Origin of the sequence: Streptomyces sp. NPDC058246 (assembly GCF_042881985.1) — a bacterium.
Lineage (GTDB): Bacteria > Actinomycetota > Actinomycetes > Streptomycetales > Streptomycetaceae > Streptomyces.
Window position 1 is genome coordinate 233,949 of sequence record NZ_JBHVWZ010000001.1, and the last position, 18,259, is coordinate 252,207.

Annotated in this window: 17 protein-coding genes and 2 pseudogenes; 5 read left to right on the forward strand and 14 right to left on the reverse strand. The window is 68.6% G+C overall.

Features of this window, described 5'->3' with window-relative positions:
- The first annotated feature begins 112 nt into the window (after positions 1-112).
- The 3 genes and pseudogenes from ACFVXA_RS01005 to ACFVXA_RS01015 all read left to right on the forward strand — a co-directional run.
- Positions 113-514, forward strand: coding sequence for a ferredoxin (locus ACFVXA_RS01005; protein ID WP_362019191.1), 402 nt, complete (start codon positions 113-115; stop codon positions 512-514).
- A 158-nt stretch (positions 515-672) separates the two neighbouring features.
- Positions 673-1,863 carry an acyl-CoA dehydrogenase family protein gene (locus tag ACFVXA_RS01010; RefSeq protein WP_362019195.1) on the forward strand — a complete coding sequence of 397 codons (1,191 nt, stop codon included), beginning with the start codon at positions 673-675 and terminating at the stop codon, positions 1,861-1,863.
- 18 nt (positions 1,864-1,881) lie between these two features.
- A pseudogene (locus ACFVXA_RS01015) lies at positions 1,882-1,992 on the forward strand (IS481 family transposase); the annotation flags it as partial.
- A gap of 308 nt (positions 1,993-2,300) precedes the next feature.
- Here the strand turns inward: ACFVXA_RS01015 and ACFVXA_RS01020 are convergent.
- The 4 genes from ACFVXA_RS01020 to ACFVXA_RS01035 all read right to left on the reverse strand — a co-directional run bounded on the left by ACFVXA_RS01020 (position 2,301) and on the right by ACFVXA_RS01035 (position 5,161).
- On the reverse strand, positions 2,301-3,017 hold the full coding sequence (locus ACFVXA_RS01020; protein WP_390023329.1) for a tetratricopeptide repeat protein: 717 nt from the start codon (positions 3,015-3,017) through the stop codon (positions 2,301-2,303).
- A 230-nt stretch (positions 3,018-3,247) separates the two neighbouring features.
- Positions 3,248-3,736: a hypothetical protein gene (locus ACFVXA_RS01025; RefSeq protein WP_389754230.1), complete on the reverse strand. Its 489-nt coding sequence runs from the start codon at positions 3,734-3,736 to the stop codon at positions 3,248-3,250.
- 486 nt (positions 3,737-4,222) lie between these two features.
- Complete coding sequence (locus ACFVXA_RS01030) at positions 4,223-4,456, reverse strand: hypothetical protein (RefSeq protein WP_389516217.1); 234 nt, start codon at positions 4,454-4,456, stop codon at positions 4,223-4,225.
- A 234-nt stretch (positions 4,457-4,690) separates the two neighbouring features.
- The gene (locus ACFVXA_RS01035; protein ID WP_383745248.1) at positions 4,691-5,161 is read right to left on the reverse strand and encodes a GNAT family N-acetyltransferase; all 471 of its coding nucleotides are present in this window, start codon (positions 5,159-5,161) and stop codon (positions 4,691-4,693) included.
- A 426-nt stretch (positions 5,162-5,587) separates the two neighbouring features.
- Here ACFVXA_RS01035 and ACFVXA_RS01040 point away from each other — a divergent pair, with 426 nt between their 5' ends.
- Together ACFVXA_RS01040 and ACFVXA_RS01045 are read left to right on the forward strand one after the other, a co-directional pair.
- Positions 5,588-6,151, forward strand: coding sequence for a dihydrofolate reductase family protein (locus ACFVXA_RS01040; protein WP_390023331.1), 564 nt, complete (start codon positions 5,588-5,590; stop codon positions 6,149-6,151).
- A gap of 311 nt (positions 6,152-6,462) precedes the next feature.
- Positions 6,463-6,750 carry a hypothetical protein gene (locus tag ACFVXA_RS01045; protein WP_390023334.1) on the forward strand — a complete coding sequence of 96 codons (288 nt, stop codon included), beginning with the start codon at positions 6,463-6,465 and terminating at the stop codon, positions 6,748-6,750.
- 206 nt (positions 6,751-6,956) lie between these two features.
- Here ACFVXA_RS01045 and ACFVXA_RS01050 read toward each other — a convergent pair whose 3' ends face one another.
- From ACFVXA_RS01050 to ACFVXA_RS01095, 10 genes and pseudogenes are all read right to left on the reverse strand, one after another.
- On the reverse strand, positions 6,957-8,597 hold the full coding sequence (locus tag ACFVXA_RS01050) for an amidase family protein (protein ID WP_390023337.1): 1,641 nt from the start codon (positions 8,595-8,597) through the stop codon (positions 6,957-6,959).
- A gap of 193 nt (positions 8,598-8,790) precedes the next feature.
- Positions 8,791-10,167 carry an acetamidase/formamidase family protein gene (locus ACFVXA_RS01055; RefSeq protein ID WP_390023340.1) on the reverse strand — a complete coding sequence of 459 codons (1,377 nt, stop codon included), beginning with the start codon at positions 10,165-10,167 and terminating at the stop codon, positions 8,791-8,793.
- Positions 10,168-10,531: 364 nt separating this feature from the next.
- Positions 10,532-11,269 carry a FadR/GntR family transcriptional regulator gene (locus ACFVXA_RS01060; RefSeq protein WP_362019215.1) on the reverse strand — a complete coding sequence of 246 codons (738 nt, stop codon included), beginning with the start codon at positions 11,267-11,269 and terminating at the stop codon, positions 10,532-10,534.
- A gap of 104 nt (positions 11,270-11,373) precedes the next feature.
- Complete coding sequence (locus tag ACFVXA_RS01065; protein WP_383903154.1) at positions 11,374-12,489, reverse strand: acetamidase/formamidase family protein; 1,116 nt, start codon at positions 12,487-12,489, stop codon at positions 11,374-11,376.
- Positions 12,486-12,917, reverse strand: a complete 432-nt coding sequence (locus ACFVXA_RS01070) for a RidA family protein (protein WP_383745232.1) — start codon at positions 12,915-12,917, stop codon at positions 12,486-12,488. The genes ACFVXA_RS01065 and ACFVXA_RS01070 overlap by 4 nt, the downstream gene beginning before the upstream one ends.
- Positions 12,914-14,518, reverse strand: coding sequence for an amino acid ABC transporter permease/ATP-binding protein (locus tag ACFVXA_RS01075; protein WP_390023342.1), 1,605 nt, complete (start codon positions 14,516-14,518; stop codon positions 12,914-12,916). The genes ACFVXA_RS01070 and ACFVXA_RS01075 overlap by 4 nt, the downstream gene beginning before the upstream one ends.
- Complete coding sequence (locus tag ACFVXA_RS01080; protein ID WP_362019224.1) at positions 14,518-15,408, reverse strand: ABC transporter substrate-binding protein; 891 nt, start codon at positions 15,406-15,408, stop codon at positions 14,518-14,520. Before ACFVXA_RS01080 ends, ACFVXA_RS01075 begins: the two co-directional genes overlap by 1 nt.
- A gap of 370 nt (positions 15,409-15,778) precedes the next feature.
- A pseudogene (locus ACFVXA_RS01085) lies at positions 15,779-16,300 on the reverse strand (ATP-binding protein); the annotation flags it as partial.
- Positions 16,301-16,311: 11 nt separating this feature from the next.
- Positions 16,312-16,605 (reverse strand): putative quinol monooxygenase, encoded by a 294-nt coding sequence (locus ACFVXA_RS01090; RefSeq protein ID WP_383745226.1) that lies wholly within the window; start codon positions 16,603-16,605, stop codon positions 16,312-16,314.
- 625 nt (positions 16,606-17,230) lie between these two features.
- The gene (locus ACFVXA_RS01095; protein WP_362019230.1) at positions 17,231-18,154 is read right to left on the reverse strand and encodes a LysR family transcriptional regulator; all 924 of its coding nucleotides are present in this window, start codon (positions 18,152-18,154) and stop codon (positions 17,231-17,233) included.
- Between the last annotated feature and the right edge of the window lie 105 nt (positions 18,155-18,259).

The window sequence follows — 18,259 nt, forward strand, 5'->3', positions numbered from 1 at the left end:
TGACGCGATTCCTCCCGGCTACCCGCGCGTTGTGACATCAACGACATCTCAGCAATCAGAGCAAGCAGAGCGCTCGGCGCAGTCAGAGCAGTCAGAGCACTCGGCGCGATCGGTGCGAGCCGAGCGCCGCGCGCACCCCGGCCAGTCGGGACAGTCCTGGCGGGAGTCGGTCCAGTTCCTGGAGGACCGCTTCGCCTGCGCCCAGGCCTGCACCGAGTGCGCGCGGGCGTGCGCGCTGCGCGCGAGCGCCATGGACCCCGACGGGCCGCGGTGGCAGGTACTCGCGCGCCGCAAGGGCGTCATATGCGCGGAAGTGTGCGACGCGACCTGCCTCGTGCTGTCGGAGCAGCTCCGTCTGGACGAGAACGGCATCCGTGCCCAGGTGGAGTGGTGCCGCACCGTCTGCCTGGAGTACGCCGAGGTCTGCGACGGCTTCGCCGGCGGGGAGGACGCGGCGAAGGCCTGCCGCGAATGCGCTCAGGCGTGCACGGACTTCCTTGCCACCCTGCACTGAGGGAGCGGGACGCGTGCGCCGAGGGCAGTCGCGGGCGAGTACCGCGCTGTGACGGACCCTCGCCGCGTCATCGGCATTCCCTATTTCTGGAACGCGTTCTACTGTGTGCGCCGTCAAGCCGGGAGAACCAGCTCAGAAACTGGGAGCCAGGAGGCGCCGTGCATCTCGAATACACGCCAGAGCAGCAGCGGTTGCGCACCGAACTGCGCGGCTACTTCGCCCAGTTGGTGCCGGACAACGCCTACGCCCGGTACGCCGACCCGGCCGCGCAGAAGCGGTTCTACCGTGACACCATCCGCCGGCTCGGCACGGACGGCTGGCTCGGGGTGGGCTGGCCGACGGAGTACGGCGGGCGCGGGCTGAGCCCCATGGAGCAGTTCATCTTCTTCGACGAGGCGGCGCAGGCGGGGGTCCCGCTGCCCTTGATGGCGCTGAACACCGTCGGCCCGACGATCATGCAGTTCGGTACGGACGAGCAGAAGACGTACTTCCTGCCGAAGATCCTCTCCGGAGAGATCGACTTCGCGATCGGGTACAGCGAGCCCGACGCTGGCACGGATCTCGCCGCGCTCAAGACCAAGGCCGTACGGGACGGCGACGAGACCACCGGCCACTACACGGTCAACGGGCAGAAGATCTGGACGACCAACGGCGACACCGCGGACTGGGTCTGGCTCGCCGTCCGTACCGACCCGGACGCCCCGCCGCACAAGGGCATCACCATGCTCCTGGTGCCGACCTCCGACCCCGGCTACTCGTGCACGATCATCAACACCCTCGCGTCGCACGACACCACCGCGAGCTATTACGAGAACATCCGCGTCCCCGTATCGCGGCGGGTCGGCGAGGAGAACAAGGGCTGGCGGCTGATCACCAACCAGCTCAACCACGAACGCGTCACGCTCGCCGCCCACGGCACCATGGCGATCCGCGCCCTGCACGACGTCCAGCGCTGGGCGATGGAGACCAAACTCGCCGACGGCCGCCGTGTCGTCGACCTCCCCTGGGTGCGCCGCCGCCTCGCCCAGACCCACACCAGGCTCGACGCCATGAAACTCCTCAACTGGCAGATGGTGAACGCCGTCCAGGAAGGCACCCTCACCCCGCAGGACGCCTCCGCCGTCAAGGTGTACGGCTCCGAGGCGCGCCGCGACGCGTACGCCTGGCTCATGGAGATCGTCGCCGCGCCGGGCGTCCTGAAGGAGGGCTCCGCGGGCGCGGTCCTGCACGGCGAACTGGAACGCGGCTACCGCTCGGCCGTGATCTTCACCTTCGGCGGCGGGAACAACGAGATCCAGCGCGAGATCATCTCGTGGATCGGTCTGGGGATGCCACGGGTCCGGCGTTAGCCTGCTTGTGACGAGGCACTCCTCACCGAGGAGAAGAAGGAGACCGCCACTGCCTTCTGGACCCGCGCCCACGCGTTCTTCGCCCAGGCCGGGATCACCGTCGAGCGGGTCCTGACCGACAACGGCTCCGGAGCACAATCAGAGTTCGGCTCGTGAATGGGTTCTGATCAGCGGGTTCCTTGATCTCCGGAGGCGTCTGGTGCCCGCGTGTATCGCAGATGGTGCGAAGTCGGAAGTCGCCTCCGGCTCCTGCGCCCATGGAGAGGTCGGCTTCGCCGACGGGCTGCAACACCCCCGTGGGTGTTACAGCCCGTCTGTGACCGGACAGCCCGGACACCGCCACCCTGAGCTGTCCGGGCTGTTTGTGCAGATGAGGGCCATAACCGGACAGTCGGACACCGGGGACACCCCTGTTCGGAGTCGCGGTGCCCGTCCGATCAGGCGCCGTCGATTCGGTCGAGCAGGGCCTGAGCCTCGACTGTGCGGTGATGGTCCGGGCCGAATGAGGCCAGACAGGCATCGTGAACAGCTGCGGCCTGAAGGCGAGCTTCGGCGCCGCGGCGTAGCCCCACGAGGGCGGTGGCCACGGCCAGCTCGATGGCGCCCGTCTCCGGGCGGATCTCTTCCGCGGGCAGGCTGCGGCACAGCTCACGGGCGCCCTCCGCCTCGACGAGGGCCTCCTCGTGGCGGGCTTGACCGTTGAGGCTGCGTGCCAGGCCGAGCCGCAATGCCAGAGTCAGCCGGTCCGGTTCAGGATGGGCGGCCAGGATCTCGCGGGCGCGTGCCTCGGCCTCCGGGTGGCGCTCCTGCGCGCTGAGCGCGAAGACCAGCCCGTTACTGGCGGCCCTTACTACGTTTTGCAACTCCCCTGTACCGCCGCTCGCGGTCTGGGCGACGGCCGCACATTCCGCCTCACACTCGGCGTACCGACCGAGCTTGGCCAGCGTCTGGGCACGGTCGGAGCGCAGTTTCAGGGTCTGCCAGTGATCAGCTCCGAAAGTCTTTCCGAGGGCCGGCAGCACTTCGTCGTATATGGCGAGAGCGTCGGCGTCGCGGCCCTGGGCGCCCGTCGCGTTTGCGACGATGCTCCATGCCAGCGGGGCGTACGTGTCATCGTGTGGCAGTGACCGGGCCACGGCACGGGCCTCGGTCACCGCCTCTGCGTAGCGCCCGGCCCTGTACAGGGCCATGGCCCGCGACACAGGGGGTTCAGTCGTCCGCTTGGCGCGCGGTCGGAAGAGTCTCATGGCCGGAGGATATGGATATTGCGGCTGGTGTTCGACCAAGGGGCGGGAATGACCGGCAGCACCGGATGGACCAACTGGGTTGCGCGGCGGCCACACTCCCCCGCCGCGACGGGCGCTGCTCTGCTCTGTGAGCGGGCTCAGTAGAACTTGGACGGCTGGGCTGTTGGGCTGGGGCTCCCACCGTTTTCGAGTTGGCTGACACGCTGGTTGTAGTCGTCAAGGGTGCCGGGATTCAGCACGTAGTCCTCGATCTGACCGTTCTGCTGCGGCACTTGGAGCGTGAGGGTGTTGCCGTCGAGGGTGCCGTTGAAGACCGTGCTGCCCAGCGTGAAGCTGGCCTTGAGGGTGACCTGGCTGCCCTTCACGGTTCCAGTGAGGGTGGCGCGCAAATGCTCGGGGCTGTTGTAGCGAATCTCCGTTGTGTCGAAGGTGCCCGTGATGTTGCCGTCTTGCGTGGTCGTTTCGATGAGGGTGACGGAGTTGTAGTCCTCGCCGACGAGGGTATGTGGCAGCCCGCCGATGGCTACGGGTGTCAGGGCGGGTTCCTGGGAGTGGCTGGCGCCGCAGCCGGCGGTGGTGAGTGCGCAGATGGCGGTGGCGGCGAGTGCCGCGTGTCTGATGTTCATGGTGCCCCCCAAGTCGTTCAGCGCAGACCGTAGCGCGGAGTGGCGGCGCTGGTGGGGCGATCGGCGGCAGCAGTGGTACGGCCGATCGGCAGTTCTCGCGGTGTCGTTCGGGGAGATCAGGCTGCGATCGGTACGGGACTGCCTTCACGCCCACCGGGTGGAGCCGTCAGGCCCCCGGATTACTGAGACGGTTCCTGGGCTTTGGCGGTGAACGCTCACCTCAGCATCTGCCGTTCCAGTCCACCATGCCAGCTTGCCGTAGCTCTCCCCGCGTGCAGAGGTGGTCACCAGAGACGCGATGCCCGATGTGGTGTGGGTCCTTAGGTCCCGAGTCCCAGCAGTACCAGTAGCTCTGCACATCTTCGTCCCGACGCTCCTGTTGCCGAAGCCACAGGCGGCCTGACGCGACCTCATCATCGTCGAAGCAGGAGGCGTTGGTCACGACGACCGTGAAGTACTCCGCAGTTACGGCCTGGTCTTCCTGAGTCAGTGATTCGAGGTCATTGAGGGCTTCGTCGAAGGCCCTGGGGTGGACAGATCCGGCGTGGGGAACCCCTGTGTTGCGTCCGCGGCGATCTGCTTGCTGAGCTCTGCGGCCTTGTCACGGGAAGGCGCGCACTCCGTCTGGTGGCGGTCGTAGACCGTGTAGCCGGCGAGAGCCGCCCCGACTAGTGCAGCGGCGGCGATCAAGTAGCCAATGATCCTTGTGGCCTTGCGCATGCGGAGCCCCCTCGGACGGTAGCTCTGCCTGTGGGGCGGCGGCGTTTGGCGGTGGCAGTGCGCAATGTACCCCGCACTCAGTGCTGGGATCCCGAGTACAGCCTTGCCGCTGGTCCGTGCGCGGGCCGGGGGCTTCGTCGTGTCCTGGCCGCAGGGCGTCGGAGGCTGGTCGACTTCCAGGGTTCACCAAAGGCTTGGTCATGTGACCACCGGAAAACTGTCTGCGGTATGAGCTCACTGAGCGGGGAAGATGAGCCGCAGAACGATCTCGCCGTCGTCGATCTCCCCGGTGGGTTCGAAGCCGAACTTCTGGTAGAAGGGCCACGGTTCGCCGTCGCCGGGATCGTAGCTGGTCAGCAGCTCGGTGGCGCCGTCCGCGCGAACCAGGGCGGCGATCTGGGTGAGCGTCTCTCGGCCGATCCCTCGCCTCTGGTGCCGCTTGTCGACGAGGAGGCGCCAGATGAAGTGTCGCCCTTTGTAAGGACCAGCCGGCGGCTTCCACGACAGCATCACGAAGCCGACTGGCTCGTCGCCGATGTACATGGCGCGGTACCAGGGATTGGTCTCCGGTTTCCTTGTCGCCTCCTTGAGTGACTTGGACACGGAGGCGACGAACTGCTTCTGGTTGCGTCGGACGCGGAGGGCACGAACGGCATCCCGGTTGTCGTCGGTGATCTCCCGCAGGTGCACGCCTGGGGACCGCATGTCACACCCCTTCCTGCGTCCGGCGGCTGCGTCATCCGGTCCGACGTGAAGAGCCGCCGTCGTGCGGCAGTGCACGCAATATCAGGGACGTCAGGTTGGACGTCTTCGCAGCGTATTCGACGCAGCGGATCTGGAGCGGGACTGGCACGCCGGGCTATGTCTGCTCCGAGGTAGCAGCCTTGACCTGGTGTAGGGTCTCGCCGCCGATGACATGTCGATCTTCTGTGACCTGCTGGTTCTCTGTTGTCTCACCGCGATGTCACCCAAGATCAGTCTCAGATCGATGCCCTTTCCTCGGCGGAACGTTGAGTCTGCGGCTGAGCCACCGAGCACGAGGACTACATGCGAGCTCAGATCGCGCACCGATGAGTTTCCCGCGCCGCGCCGGTCTGTACGCGTGAGACCGACTCACGGAAGGCCGGCGCCATGCGGAAACTGATCTACGGCATGAACCTGTCCCTGGACGGCTACATCGCCGCGCCCGGCGACGACATCGGCTGGAGCGTGCCGAGCGACGAGCTGTTCCAGTTTTGGTCCGACCAGTTGCAGGCGACCGACCTGTCGCTGTACGGGCGCAAGCTGTGGCAGACGATGAGCTCCTACTGGCCGACCGGCGACCAGCAGCCCAACGCCACCCCGGCGGAGATCGAGTTCGCGCGCCGCTGGCGGGACATGTCGAAGGTGGTGTTCTCCTCGACGATCGACAAGGTCGACTGGAACACCCGCCTGGTCACCTGCGACGCGGTCGCCGAGATCACCCGGCTCAAGGCCGAGGACGGCGGCCCGATGGACATCGGCGGCGCGACGCTCGCCGGGGCGGCCATGCGGGCCGGGCTGATTGACGAGTACGTGCTGGCCACCGCGCCGGTCCTGGTGGGCGGCGGCACGCCGTTCTTCACCGTGCTGGACAGCTGGGTGAACCTGAACCTGGTGGAGACGCGGACGCTTCCCTGCGGCGTGATCCTGACCAGGTACGAGACGAGGCGCTGAGCGCCCGTCCGGGAGTCACGGGCCGCCCTGATGTCGCCCTCGCACTTCGCCCGCCAGTTCCCCGCCACCCGAAAGGTGAAAGCTCCGACCAGGAAGTCTCACAACGTCGGCATGAGTGCCACCGTTGTGCCATCACGGCTGAGACTGTGCCACGAAATCTGAGACCCTACACCTGGGCAGATGCTCCAAGATTCTGTCCACAAATAGTCCGCAGACCCTGTCCTAGGGCCGCTCAGGGCTGCATACGGTTGCACATACGCGAAGACCCCGGCCTCAGCGTTTCCGCTGGTGACGGGGTCTTTGGGCACCTCATGAGGGGTGCCCCCGGCAGGATTCGAACCTGCGCACACGGCTCCTGCTACCGCTCCCGCGACTGGCGCGACCTCCTCAGCTCTGCCGGGATCGCCCACAAACGCATCCGGCCCTACCGGCCGCAGGGACTTACCTCCAGCGCCTACGTCGCACGGATACGGCTGGAGGCGGCCAAGGCACTGATCCTTTCCGGGGCGAGCGTCGCCAGCGCCGCCGTTCGCAGCGGCCTGGGCAGCGACGAGACCCTGAGACGGGTGCTCAAGAGTGCGGCCGCCAAGGGGCACTGATCAGCTTCTCTCACCCCGTGGGATTCAGCCCCCGGAATCACCTCCTCGACCTCCTCGATCTCTTGGCAATCCTTGAAAGGCGCGTCGTCACTGCCGATGCCCGGTGTGGGCCGGACAAGGTCCGGCCCACACCGGGCATCGAAGGAGGGGTGAGCACGTCCAGCCTCGGTACCCTCTGCTGCGCGTTACTGAGCCGGAGGCTTCGGTCATCGCGCCAGTGGCGGGGTGCTGCGCGGCGGCTTCCGGGTCTTCGAGGCCTTCTCGTAGGCGTAGGCCAGCGAGAGGAGCAGGGGCTCGTCGAATTCACGCCCGAGCAGCTCCGCGCCCACCGGCACGCCGATCGGGGCGGTGGACGTGGGGGTCGAGAATCCGCCGGGGAAGCAGACGGCCGGGAAGCCGGTGCCGTTTGACAGGGTGCCGTTGCGCTCAGGCTGCGGCACTCCGACCGGAGAGACGAGCACCTTCTGCAGCGGATACAGGATCGCTTGGATGTCCAGCTCGGCCATCTTGGCCGACACCGCCAGCCGAAGCTTCTCGCGGTTGACGAAGTGGTCCTTGTAGGTTGGGTTGTTCAGGCCGTCGGCGATGGCCAGTTCCTGCTCCATCGCCGCCTGGGCCTCGGGCGTCGCCGTCTTGGAGGCGACCAGCTGGTCGAAGGTGTGTACCGGGGCGTCGGGGCCGAGTGTCGCGAAGTACGCGTCCATGGCCGTGTGCGCTTCCCACGTGGAGGTCACCACGATGTTCTGGAGGGTGTCGTACTCCGGCAGGTTGAACCGGACGATGGTCGCGCCCTGCGTTCGCATCGTGGAGATGACCTCCTCCATCACGCGGTTGACCTCCTCGTGGCGCGCCTCGGTGCCGAACAGGTTGGTCATCACGCCGATGCGCGCACCGCGGAGAGCGTGACGGTCCAGGTGATCTGTGTAGCTGTGCGGAGGACGGCCGACGCCGTACCCCGTGACGGGGTCGGTCGGGTCGAAGCCCGCCATGACGTCGAGCATCCGGGCCGCGTCCTCCACCGTGCGGGTGATGGGACCCAGCTCGTCCTGGGTGATGCTGGCCGGAATGACGCCGCTGCGGCTGATCAGGCCCCTGGTGCAGCGCACTCCGACGAGGCTGTTGGCGGAGGCGGGGGAGCGGACCGACTGGCCCGTGTCACTGCCGGTGCCCAGGACCGCGAAGTTCGAGGTGATCGCCGCCCCGGTCCCACCGCTCGAGCCGCCCGGGGTGCGGGTGAGGTCGTAGGGGTTGAGGACCTGGCCGCCCAGCGAGCTGAGGGAGTTGCCGCCGCGGGCGAACTCCTGAAGGTTGGCCTTGGCGAGGATGATGGCCCCCGCCTTGCGCATCTTGGCGACCGTGAACGCGTCGGTCGGCGGCATGGACGTACGCATCGCCGTGTTGCCGCCCGTGGTCGGCATGTCGTGGGTGTCGTAGTTGTCCTTGAGGATCACCGGGATGCCGTGCAGCGCGCCGATCAGGCCGGAACGCCGGTACTGGCGGTCGAGTTCGTCGGCGATCTCGAGGGCACGCGGGTTGACGGTGATGAGCGCCTTCAGGGTCGGGCCCTGCTTGTCGTACGCGGCGATCCGGTCGAGGTACTGCTGCACCAGCTCCCGGCAGGTCAGTCGGCCGCGGCGGAAGGCGTCGTGGATGTCGGCGACGGTCGCCTCGATCAGCTCGAAGTCCTCCGTGCCGGACCGCGCCGCGGACGGACCGGTCGTGGCCCTCGCGGCGGTCGACCCCTGCGCGGCGGCCGGTCCCGCGGTCTCGCCGATGATGCTCAGCGCGCCGACGGCGCCCACGGCACCGATGAAGCCACGTCTGTTCAGATTGCTGTGCTCGCTCACGCGTCCACTGGTCCTCTCTGGTACCGCCGTCGGGCGGCGGCAAGGAATCTGCATGTGTCGAGTCCGCGGCGGCGGGCGCCGCGGACGGAGGGCACGGGACACCGTCGACGGGTCGGCGGTGTCCCGTGCCCCGGAATGCCGGCGAGTGCGCCCCGCCCGGCATCGCAGTGCGGTCGGCGTGCGCTTGGCACCCTTATGCGCGGTGCCGAGCGGGGAAGTGCGCCTTCTCGATGACGCCATGTACGCCGACGGTGCGGTCCACGACCTGGGAGACCTCGAAGTCGGCGGCCGCCGAGAGATATGCGTACGCGACGGCCCGGTCCATGCCGAGGTCGTGCTCGAGGAAGTCCAGTGCGTTGACGACCGCGCGCCGCATGGCGATGTTGAGGTCGTTGATCTGGCCGTTCAGACCGCCGTCGGGATCCGACAGACCCACCGCCACCCAGGCGTCCTGAGTCTCGGCGAAGGGATAGTGGAAAGCGACGGACGGCGCGTCGCCGGAACCCGGACGGCACACGGTGAGACGGAAGGTGGTGCGCAACGAGCCCTCCATGGCCGTGAGGGCCACCTCTCCGTTGCCCATGGCCATGTGCGGGTCGCCGGTGTAGAACAGCGCGCCTTCGGAGAAGACCGGGAGGTAGAGGGTCGAGCCCTGCTGGAGCCGGTTGATGTCGATGTTGCCGCCGCCGAGGGTCGGCGGGATCGAGTTGAGCGCCGGTGCCGTCAGGGCGTCCGCGGAGGTGAAGGCGACGCCCATCATGCCCATGTGGGGTTTGAGCGGAAAGTTGACCTCGCCCGAAGTGCCCAGCGGCACCACGCCGTTGAGAGCACCGGAGCCACCGCGGCGGACCGGTGTGAAGACCGCGACGTTGCCGTAGTGCACGGGGTCGCCGGTGGACCGCCCGTCCGTCGCCACCGGAGGCATGACCTCGTCGAGCGTGATCCCCGTCGGGGCCGAGCCGCCGGCCTGGCGCGCGAGGGCGCCCTTCCCGTGGCGGCTCGACACGACGCCGTAGGGCACGCGCGGCAGCAGCGAGAGGATCTCGATCTTCAGTACGTCACCGCGGCGGGCTCCCTCGACGTGGATCGGGCCGGTGACCACGTGCGGGCCGTCGACGTCGAAGTTCCGGGGCGTGCGGTTGTAGTCGCGGGCGATGGCGACCGCGTCACCCAGCACCTGATCGGCCGGCACACCGTGGCTCTCGAAGTAGGCGGCGGGGTCGCGTCCCTGGTCTTCGAGGAGACCCTCGTGGGAGACCGTGTCCACGGTCACCGACTCCCCGGACCGCATCCGCAGGACCGGCCGGCTGCCGACCGAGGGCACGTACCCCCACCGGACCTGGTCCGGCAGGGACGGCACGTAGTGCTTGCCGTGGATGGGTCCCTTGCCCGGCTGGAGGATCTCCTTCGGCAGCGCGGGTTGCGCTGCCTGTGCCGGGACGCTCGACAGCAGTGTCGCCGCGGTGCCCGCCGTGGTCACGGCGGTGGCGGCGCGTAGGAAACCGCGGCGTCCGAGGCCGGAGATGAGGAGTTCGCGGGTGTCGCCCGGCTCCATGGGGGACGTGTTCATGGGGTTCTCCAGAGTTCGTGTCGTGGGAATCGGGTCTGCCGACCGGCGGTTCCCGGCACGGCGGGGGGACACATCGCAGCGCCGTGCGGGGGACGCGCCGACAGAACCGGTGAAGGGGATGTGCGGGGGAAGCCGCGTCGCCCTGGGGCGCAGCGGTGGAGAGGTGGGGCTGATTCGACAGACCGTCAGGCATGGTCGGCGAGGGAGGGTGGCAATGGATGAGCCGGACTCGGACAGGCCGTCAGGCCGGCCGTGAACAGGTGGGACGGGTCCGCCGAAGGTCCCGCCTCGTCAGGGGAGGAGGGAGCCGGGTGTGTCGGGGGCCGGGCCTGATCGGCGGAGGGCGGGACTGGTGTACCCGAGGTCAGGCCTGGTCGGCGGAGGGCGCGCCGTCGTCCCGCGAGCGCCGGATCAGCTGGTCGACATCGGCCAGATGAAGGCTCATGGCACGGGCAGCCGCCGCCGGATCGCGGGCCTCGATCGCGTCACGGATCGCCCGGTGGCCGGCCAGCGACGCCCGGCGCCCTTCCTGGGTGCTGTGGGAGTCCTTCCGCACCGGGGTGGTCCATGAACTGACCATCGTGGTGAGCGCGGTGAGCAGAGGATTGTGGCTCGCCCTGGCGAGCGTCAGGTGGAACTGGATGTCCAGTTCCAGCGACTTGGCACCCAACAGGTTCTCGTCCGTGGCGTGCAGGATGTCGTCCATCTGCAACAGGTCGGCGCTGGTGGCGCGCAGGGCGGCGAACTCGGCGATCTTCGGTTCGATGACCGTCCGCAGCTCGGCCACGTTCGCCAGCTCCCGGTCGGCCTCGGCCAACTCGGCCAGATTGGTGTAGAGATCGTCGACCTGAGTGGGCGGGGCCAGCACCACGGTGCCACGCCCCGGCCGCCGCTCGATGAGGTGCTTGGCCTCCAGCTGGTGCAGGGCTTCCCGCAGGGAGGTTCGTGACACGGACAGCGACTCGGCCAGTTCGCGCTCCGACGGCAGCCTGTCGCCCGGGGCGATCTCGCCCAGCGCGATCATCTGTTCCAGATGCGCGACCAGGGCGTCACTGACGCTGTGAGCACGGGTCCGCAGCGGCGGTACTTTCGCCACTCCCATGCCCTTTACCTCCTCGCCGAACGTGCAGCCAGCGTACCGTGTCCGATCACCTCCGGCCTGGGCTTCTGCCCGCGGCCGGGTACGGCTCCGACAGTCTTCCACGATCATGTCCACGCGCCGAAGTCGCTCTTGCGGATCAGGCAGTGGACGCCCTTGACGTCGTCCACCACCTGGCTCACCACGAAGTCCGCGGCGGCACTCAGATAGGCGTACCCGATTTCCGTCGGCACCTCGTAGAGGTCGGCGAGCACGCGGAGGGCCTCGCGGACCGCTTCGCGGAACGCCTCGTTGAGGTCGCGGTGCAGACCGAGCACGATCCAGTGCTCCGGGGTCTCACCGAGGGGCCGGCGCAGCAACCCCAGCAGGGCACGGCTTTCCGCGGCGGGCAGCACCGTCGCGCGCAAGGTCGCACGCAGGGGGGCCTCCAGCGCGGTCAGGGCCACCTCGCCGTGTCCCTGGGCAAAGTGCGGGTCTCCCAGGAACAGCCCGGCCCCCTCCACCTGCACCGGGAGATACAGGCTGGTGCCGGCGACGAGGTCCTTGACGTCCATGTTCCCGCCGAACGGACCGGGCGGCACCGAGTTGAGCGGAGTGGCACCGGTGTTCGTCACTCCGACGAGCCCGAGGAACGGCGCGAGGGGGAAGCGCAGTTCCCTGCCCCCCGGCACCGCGATGCTGCCCGCCAGGTCCGCCGAGGCCCGGCAGAACGTGGAGACGGAACCCGCGTTCTCCGGGTCGCTCGGATCGGGCACGAAGTCGGGGTGCGGCAGCGGAGGGAGCTCCCCGGCCAGGGCGCCGTACCCGTGCCTGCTGGAGATGACGCCGTACGGAGCGCGCGGCGCGAGTTCCAGGAAGTCGACCCGCAGTACGTCGCCGGGTCTCGCGCCGCCGATCGCGATGGGTCCGGTGGTGACGTGCGGTCCGTCGCCGACGGCATCGCGGACCGGGTGACCGGCCGCGATGTCGACGGCGTCGCGCAGCACGTCCCCGGGGTCGATCCCGAACTGTCCGAAGAAGGCCACCGGATCCCTGCCCTGGTCTTCCATGATGCCCTCGTGGGACACGGTGTCCACAGTGATGGTCTCCCCGGATCCGATCTGCGCGACCGGTGCGGCTCCTTCGGCGGGCAGCCAGCCCCAGGTGACCGTGTCTACGGTCGACGCGAGGTAGTGCCGCCCGGGGATGGGCCCCTCGTGGGGCTGAAGGAGGGGCATGCTCATGAGCGGTTCCTCTCCGGGATGCCGGCGATGAGGTCGATCTCGATGGCGGCCCCTACGGCGAGACCGGTGACACCGACGCAGGTGCGGCTCGGAAGGGGGCCGTCGAACCAGGTTTCGTAGGCTGCGTTGAAGGCCTCGAAGTCGGCGAAGTCGGTCAGGTAGACGCGGACCATCAGCACGTCGTCGAAGGTGAGGCCGAACTGTCGGAGTACGGCCTCCAGGTTGCGGCGCACCTGCTCCGACTGGGTGAGCACATCGCCCTCCACCAAACGGTCGGTCGCCGGGTCGGTGGGCATCTGGCCGGTGACGAAGACCATCGGCCCGAAGCGGGTCGCGTGTGCGAAGGGACCGACCTGCGGGGGCACGCCGTCCTCCGGAGAGAAGACGAAGGTCTCCTTCACCGCCGGGGCATCGGCCGGGAGCGTCATGCCACTCCTCCTATGGTCTGTGCTCCCATGACCCGCAGGAACCGCGCGGTTGCCGGGTGCCTGGGACGGGTGAGGAGCTCTTCGGCGGCCCCCTCCTCGGTCACCGAGCCGTCGCTCATGAACACCACCCGGTCAGCCACCTCCTGGGCGAAGCGCAGCTGGTGGGTGGCGATGAGCATGGTCAGTCCGTCCTCGCGGGCGAGCCGGCGGATCACCTCGAGTACCTCGTGGACGAGTTCCGGGTCGAGGGCCGACGTCGGTTCGTCGAGCAGCAGCACCCGGGGGCTGGGCGCGAGAGCCCGGGCGATGGCTACGCGCTGCTGCTGTCCACCCGAGAGGTGCCGCGGCAGCGCCCCCGCTCTATGGGCGAGACCGACCCGCTCAAGCAGTTCGGCCGCCCGCCGTTCCGCTTCCTCGGCCGACATCCGGTGCACCCACCGCAGGGGCCCGGCCACGTTCTCGAGTGCGGTGAGGTGGCTGAAGAGATTGAAGTGCTGGAAGACCATGCCCACACCGACCTCCGCGCGGGTGTCTGCGATCTTCGCGGGGGACAGTGGCCTACCGTCGGCGCGGTAGCCGATGCGGCGGCCGCCGATCAGCACCGCCCCCGAGTCCGTTTCCTCCAGGTGGTTGATGCTGCGCAGCAGGGTGCTCTTGCCGGACCCGCTGGGACCGAGCAGAGCCACGACCTCACCGGTACGCACCGTCATGTCCAGCCCGTCGAGTACGACGTGCTCGCCGTACGCCTTGTGCAGAGAGCGGACCTCGACCGCGGCCGGGGCACCGTCGAGGGCGGCCACGCGGGCTTCCCGCTCCCACGCCTCGGGCGGGGCGGGCGGCACCCACGGCTCGTCGTCGGCGACGGCGTCCTTCACCATGGCCGGCACCGGTACGGGCGCGGCGGCGGCCCGGCGCACGGGCAGCAGCCGTTGCGCCCACGACCGGGAGACGGGGCGGTCCAGATCGAGCGCGCGCTCGGCCGCCAGCTGTACGGCGCTGATGCCGCCGGTGAGGACGAGGTACATCGCCCCGGAGGCGAAGAAGACGGAGAAGAAGTCGAAGGTGGACGAGGCGAGTTGGGTGCTGCGCAGGGTCAGTTCCTGGACGGCGATGAAGGATGCGAGCGAGGAGTGCTTGAGCGTCGTCACCGCTTCGTTGCCGAGAGCCGGGACCATGAGGCGTATCGCCTGCGGAGCGATGACCCGCCTCATGATCACGAGCGGTTTCATCCCGAGCGCCTGGCCGGCGACGACCTGGCCCTTGTCCACGCCGAGTACGCCGGAGCGGAAGACCTCCGCGATGAAGGTCGCCTCGTTGGCCGCGAGCGCGAGCCCGGCCGCCATCAGGGGACTGAGCGTCAGCCCGGCGCGCGGCAGGGCGTCGTAGGCGAAGACCAGTTGGAGGATCAGGGGGGTGCCCCGGAAGATGATCGTGTATCCGCGCGCCACCGCGGACAGCGACCGGTGCCGGGACAGCTGCATGCTCGCCAGCACGAAACCGAGCACCAGACCGCCGAGCAGCCCCAGTGCGGTCAGCTCCAGGGTGATGAGGATGCCCTGCAGCAGATACGGCAGTTCGAGGTAGTGGAGGAACTGGGACATCAGCCGGTCACCAGCCGCGGGGCCTCCAGCGTGCCCGTCTCCAGCGACCACTTCTTGAGCAGCTTGGTCTGGGTGCCGTCCTTCTGGATCTCCACGAGGGCGGCCTTGATGGCGTCCCGGAACTGCGTCTTGCCCTTCGGTACGGCGATGCCGATGGAGTAGGGCAGCGTCACGGCGGTCGCCTTGCCCAGCTCGTTCGGGTGTGCCTTGACCGCCTGGGTCACCGTGTTCACGTCGTTGATGTAGGTGTCGGCGCGGCCGGCGAGGATCGCCTGGATGCACTGGGCGTTGTTGTCGTACAACTGCACCTGCGGAGCGGGACGGCCGGCCGCCTTGCACGCCCCAGCGAGGTCCTGGACGAGGGGCACCTCGACGAACCCGGTGTTGAGCGCGGCGGTGGATCCGCACAGCGAGGTGTTGATGCCCGTGAGCTTCTTGGGGTTGCCCTTCTTCACCAGCACCCCGTCGTAGACCTTCGAGTAGGTCACGAAGTCCGCGGCCTTGGCGCGGTCCTTGGTGGCGTAGATATCGGAGATGACGAGGTCGGCCTGGCCGCTCTGCAGTGTTGGCAGCAGCGCGGGGAAGGCCACCGGCTTGTAGGTGAGCTTGAAGCCGAGACACTGGCCCAGAGCGCTGCCGAGGTCGATGTCGAACCCGACGTATCTGCTCGGATCATTGGGATCGAGCGCCTCGTAGCCGGGCGTGTGCGGATTGATCGCGTTGGCGAACGTCTTGCCCGCGAGTTCCGGATGGGCGGACTGCAGCTGCTTGCAGGCGGGCGAAACAGTGGCGGTCGAGGCCGCGGCGTTCGACGTCGACCCTGCGCCGCAGGCCGTCAGGAGAACGACGGAGGCGGCGGACGCCGCCGCTATCGGCAGAAGGGGGCGCATGGAGTGCATTCCTCTCGCTCGCGGGGGGTTGGGGAGGATGGTCCGATGGTCCGACCAAGTGCCCTCACCTTACGAACGGCCCGCAGGCGCGTCAGTAGCCGCGCGTAAACGTCATGGCGTTCTTACGGGGACGCAATAGATCCCGGTTTTCCCGTGCTCCCGGACACGCGGGAGAAACCGGACGACCGTGGGCCGTGAAGTTCACGAAACGGGCGAGGGCGTGGCGGAGAGCTACGCACGGGCCTGAGGCAGGGCGGCGCGGTGCGTCGATCGTGGAGGGTGCGCGGCGACCACGGTTACGGGCTCATCGACCTGTCCGGCCCGCTGCTTGCCGTGCGCGACGCCCCGGGTGACGGAGCATCAACGGACGTCAGACCTCCAGCTCGGCCCAGATGACCTTGCCGTCGGCGGTGTAGCGGGTGCCCCAGCGTTGGGCGATCTGCGCGACGAGGAACAAGCCGCGTCCGCCCTCGTCGGTGATGGCCGCGCGTCGCAGGTGGGGGGCCGTACTGCCGGTGTCGGACACTTCGCAGATCAGGCTCTTGGTGCGGAGCATGCGCACCCGATGGGGCCGGTGGCACGGCGAATGGCGTTGGTGATGAGCTCGCTGAGGATCAGCTCGGTGGTGAAGGCAAGTTCGTGCAGGTCCCACTCGGTCAGCGTGCGGGTCAGGGCGGATCGCATGGTGGAGACCATGGCCGGGTCCGAGGGCACGTCCCAGGACGCGGTCCGCTCCGCGTCCAGTGTGCGTGTGCGCACTACGAGCAGAGACGTCGTCGCTCGACCGCGCGGGCGGCATGGCCTCCGGAGTTGCCTCACACGTCTCCTCCGCTGGGCGGTCCGGGACGGCAAGGGCGCGGCGCGGTGTCTCGACTCCGACGTCGATGTGCCTCAGCAGGAGCTTCAGGCCGGCAGGGTCAGCGGCAGGACGTCACGAACCTGCACCACGGTGAGGGGCTTGGCGAGGAACTCCTGCGATGCCTTTGCCCACCGGGCGTACTGAGCGGTCTCGCGGTGTGCGGCCACCGCCTGTTCGTCCCGGAAGACCTCAACGAGGTGGTAGGTGTCCGGGTCGGTGGTGTCCTGGAATGCCTCGAAGCGCAGGCACCCAGGCTCGTCACGTACCGAGCACGTGGCGTTGTCCTCAACGGCCGCGAGGAACCGCGGACGCTGGTCCGGCTTGATCTTGAGAGTCACCAGGGAAACCTGCACGTCATGCCCTCCGGCTGAATACGCTGACGAATTGATCCTGCAGACTGACGCAGGTGGGCGCAACGTGAAACCCGTCATGCCTGGCAGTGTTCCCGCCGCTGGCCATTCCGGGGCATCGGGACAGCCGTTCACCTGCACGTGCAGCGGTCACTGTCTGAAGGACCTTTCTTGTCTGGTGCGGGCCGGATGCGGGCTGGATGCGGGCCGGCGTTCGACCCGGTGGCGCAGCTGACCGCGGCCACCGCGGGGCGGTCGACGTCCGGACACTCCGATAGTGATCTTCGCGGGTGCAGGGCTCAGCCGTACCGCCGCATGCGTCGTGGCGCTGCCCGGCGGGCACGTCGGCCGCGACCGGGTCCGCGGCGCGGGATGGGCGGCCGACGGGGGCACCGAGCAGGCGACGTCCGCGGTCGCTCAGGCAGGCGATCGGCCGCCTGAACGCACGGGCGGCGAGCAGGAGCCGGGCGAGGGGTGCGGCCATTTCCGTGGCTCTTCTCGTCGCGGAATGTGGCATGTCATCGGAACAGGGTTTTCCGCGAGCCGGAGAGCTCGGCATAACGCTGACACTTCGAACGCCCACTGTGATGTGCGACCGCTTGATCGGCGTGCCCTACGTGTCCCGTCCCTGGGAGGCCAGGTCCCTCGGCGATCGGGGAAATTGGCAAGCCTCGAGGAGTGTGTCGGCCATCGCCATCGCGGCTGGGGACACGGGGGGTTGGGCTGCGGTGGCGAGCGCCAGCGTCCACGTGATGGTGGGCACGATCGGAATGGCGCGGAGGTCCGGGTAGTGGCCGGCCGGCGTGGCGGGGATCAGGGTGATGCCGAGCCGGTTGCGGACGAGACCGGCGGCGGTGTCATAGTCGGCCACCTCGTAGGGGGTGTCCGGGGCGATGCCGGCCACGGCGAAGGCATCGTCGGTCTGGCGGCGACTGCCCCAGCCCGCGGCGAACCGGACGACCGTTTCCTCGGCAAGGTCGGCCACGTGGATCTGGCTGCGGCCGCCGAGCCGGTGGTCGGGGCGGCAGAGCAGGACCATGGGTTCGCGGGCGATCGGTCGGAGGGTGACTTGCGGCGGTGCCGTGGTGGCGGCGACCAGGGCGAGGTCGAGTGAACCATCCGCGATCGCGGCTAGGTGCCCGGCGGTGCCGGCGACGCTCTGGTGCAGCCGAATCGACACCAGAGGGTACTGGGTGTGGAAGCGGCCCAATGCGGTCGGCAGGTCGAGCGGCCCCGAGGACAGCAGAGTCCCGAGGTCGACGCTGCCGCTGAGCTGCTCCCGATACGGGGACACCGAGTCCTTCGCGCGCCGGACCGCGGCGAGGGTGCTGCGGGCTTCGGTCAGGAATGCGGCACCTGCCGGCGTCAGCGAGATCCGGTACCTGGCGCGGTCGAGGAGCTGGATGTCGAGCTCGCGTTCGAGCTTCGCAACTGCGGTGGACACCGCCGATTGCACGACATGGGCCCGTGCGGCACCGCGAGAAAAGCTGCATTCCTCGGCGACGGCGACAAAGTACTCCAGCTGACGTAGTTCCACCCAAGGACTATCTCATATCGAGATGGTCTTCATCTAGGGGATTCGTTAGACGAGATGGCCTTGGCCAGCTCATGCTTGCCAGGCGGACCGCGAAACCTGACGTGA

Excerpts from the sequence above, each read along its gene's own strand:
- ACFVXA_RS01070 (WP_383745232.1), bottom strand. The coding sequence starts at position 12,917 with ATGACGCTCCCGGCCGATGCCCCGGCGGTGAAGGAGACCTTCGTCTTC.
- ACFVXA_RS01030 (WP_389516217.1), bottom strand. The coding sequence starts at position 4,456 with ATGCGCAAGGCCACAAGGATCATTGGCTACTTGATCGCCGCCGCTGCA.
- ACFVXA_RS01055 (WP_390023340.1), bottom strand. The coding sequence starts at position 10,167 with ATGAACACGTCCCCCATGGAGCCGGGCGACACCCGCGAACTCCTCATC.
- ACFVXA_RS01065 (WP_383903154.1), bottom strand. The coding sequence starts at position 12,489 with ATGAGCATGCCCCTCCTTCAGCCCCACGAGGGGCCCATCCCCGGGCGG.
- ACFVXA_RS01060 (WP_362019215.1), bottom strand. The coding sequence starts at position 11,269 with ATGGGAGTGGCGAAAGTACCGCCGCTGCGGACCCGTGCTCACAGCGTC.
- ACFVXA_RS01075 (WP_390023342.1), bottom strand. The coding sequence starts at position 14,518 with ATGTCCCAGTTCCTCCACTACCTCGAACTGCCGTATCTGCTGCAGGGC.
- ACFVXA_RS01080 (WP_362019224.1), bottom strand. The coding sequence starts at position 15,408 with ATGCGCCCCCTTCTGCCGATAGCGGCGGCGTCCGCCGCCTCCGTCGTT.
- ACFVXA_RS01040 (WP_390023331.1), top strand. The coding sequence starts at position 5,588 with ATGCGGAAACTGATCTACGGCATGAACCTGTCCCTGGACGGCTACATC.
- ACFVXA_RS01035 (WP_383745248.1), bottom strand. The coding sequence starts at position 5,161 with ATGCGGTCCCCAGGCGTGCACCTGCGGGAGATCACCGACGACAACCGG.
- ACFVXA_RS01045 (WP_390023334.1), top strand. The coding sequence starts at position 6,463 with ATGAGGGGTGCCCCCGGCAGGATTCGAACCTGCGCACACGGCTCCTGC.
- ACFVXA_RS01025 (WP_389754230.1), bottom strand. The coding sequence starts at position 3,736 with ATGAACATCAGACACGCGGCACTCGCCGCCACCGCCATCTGCGCACTC.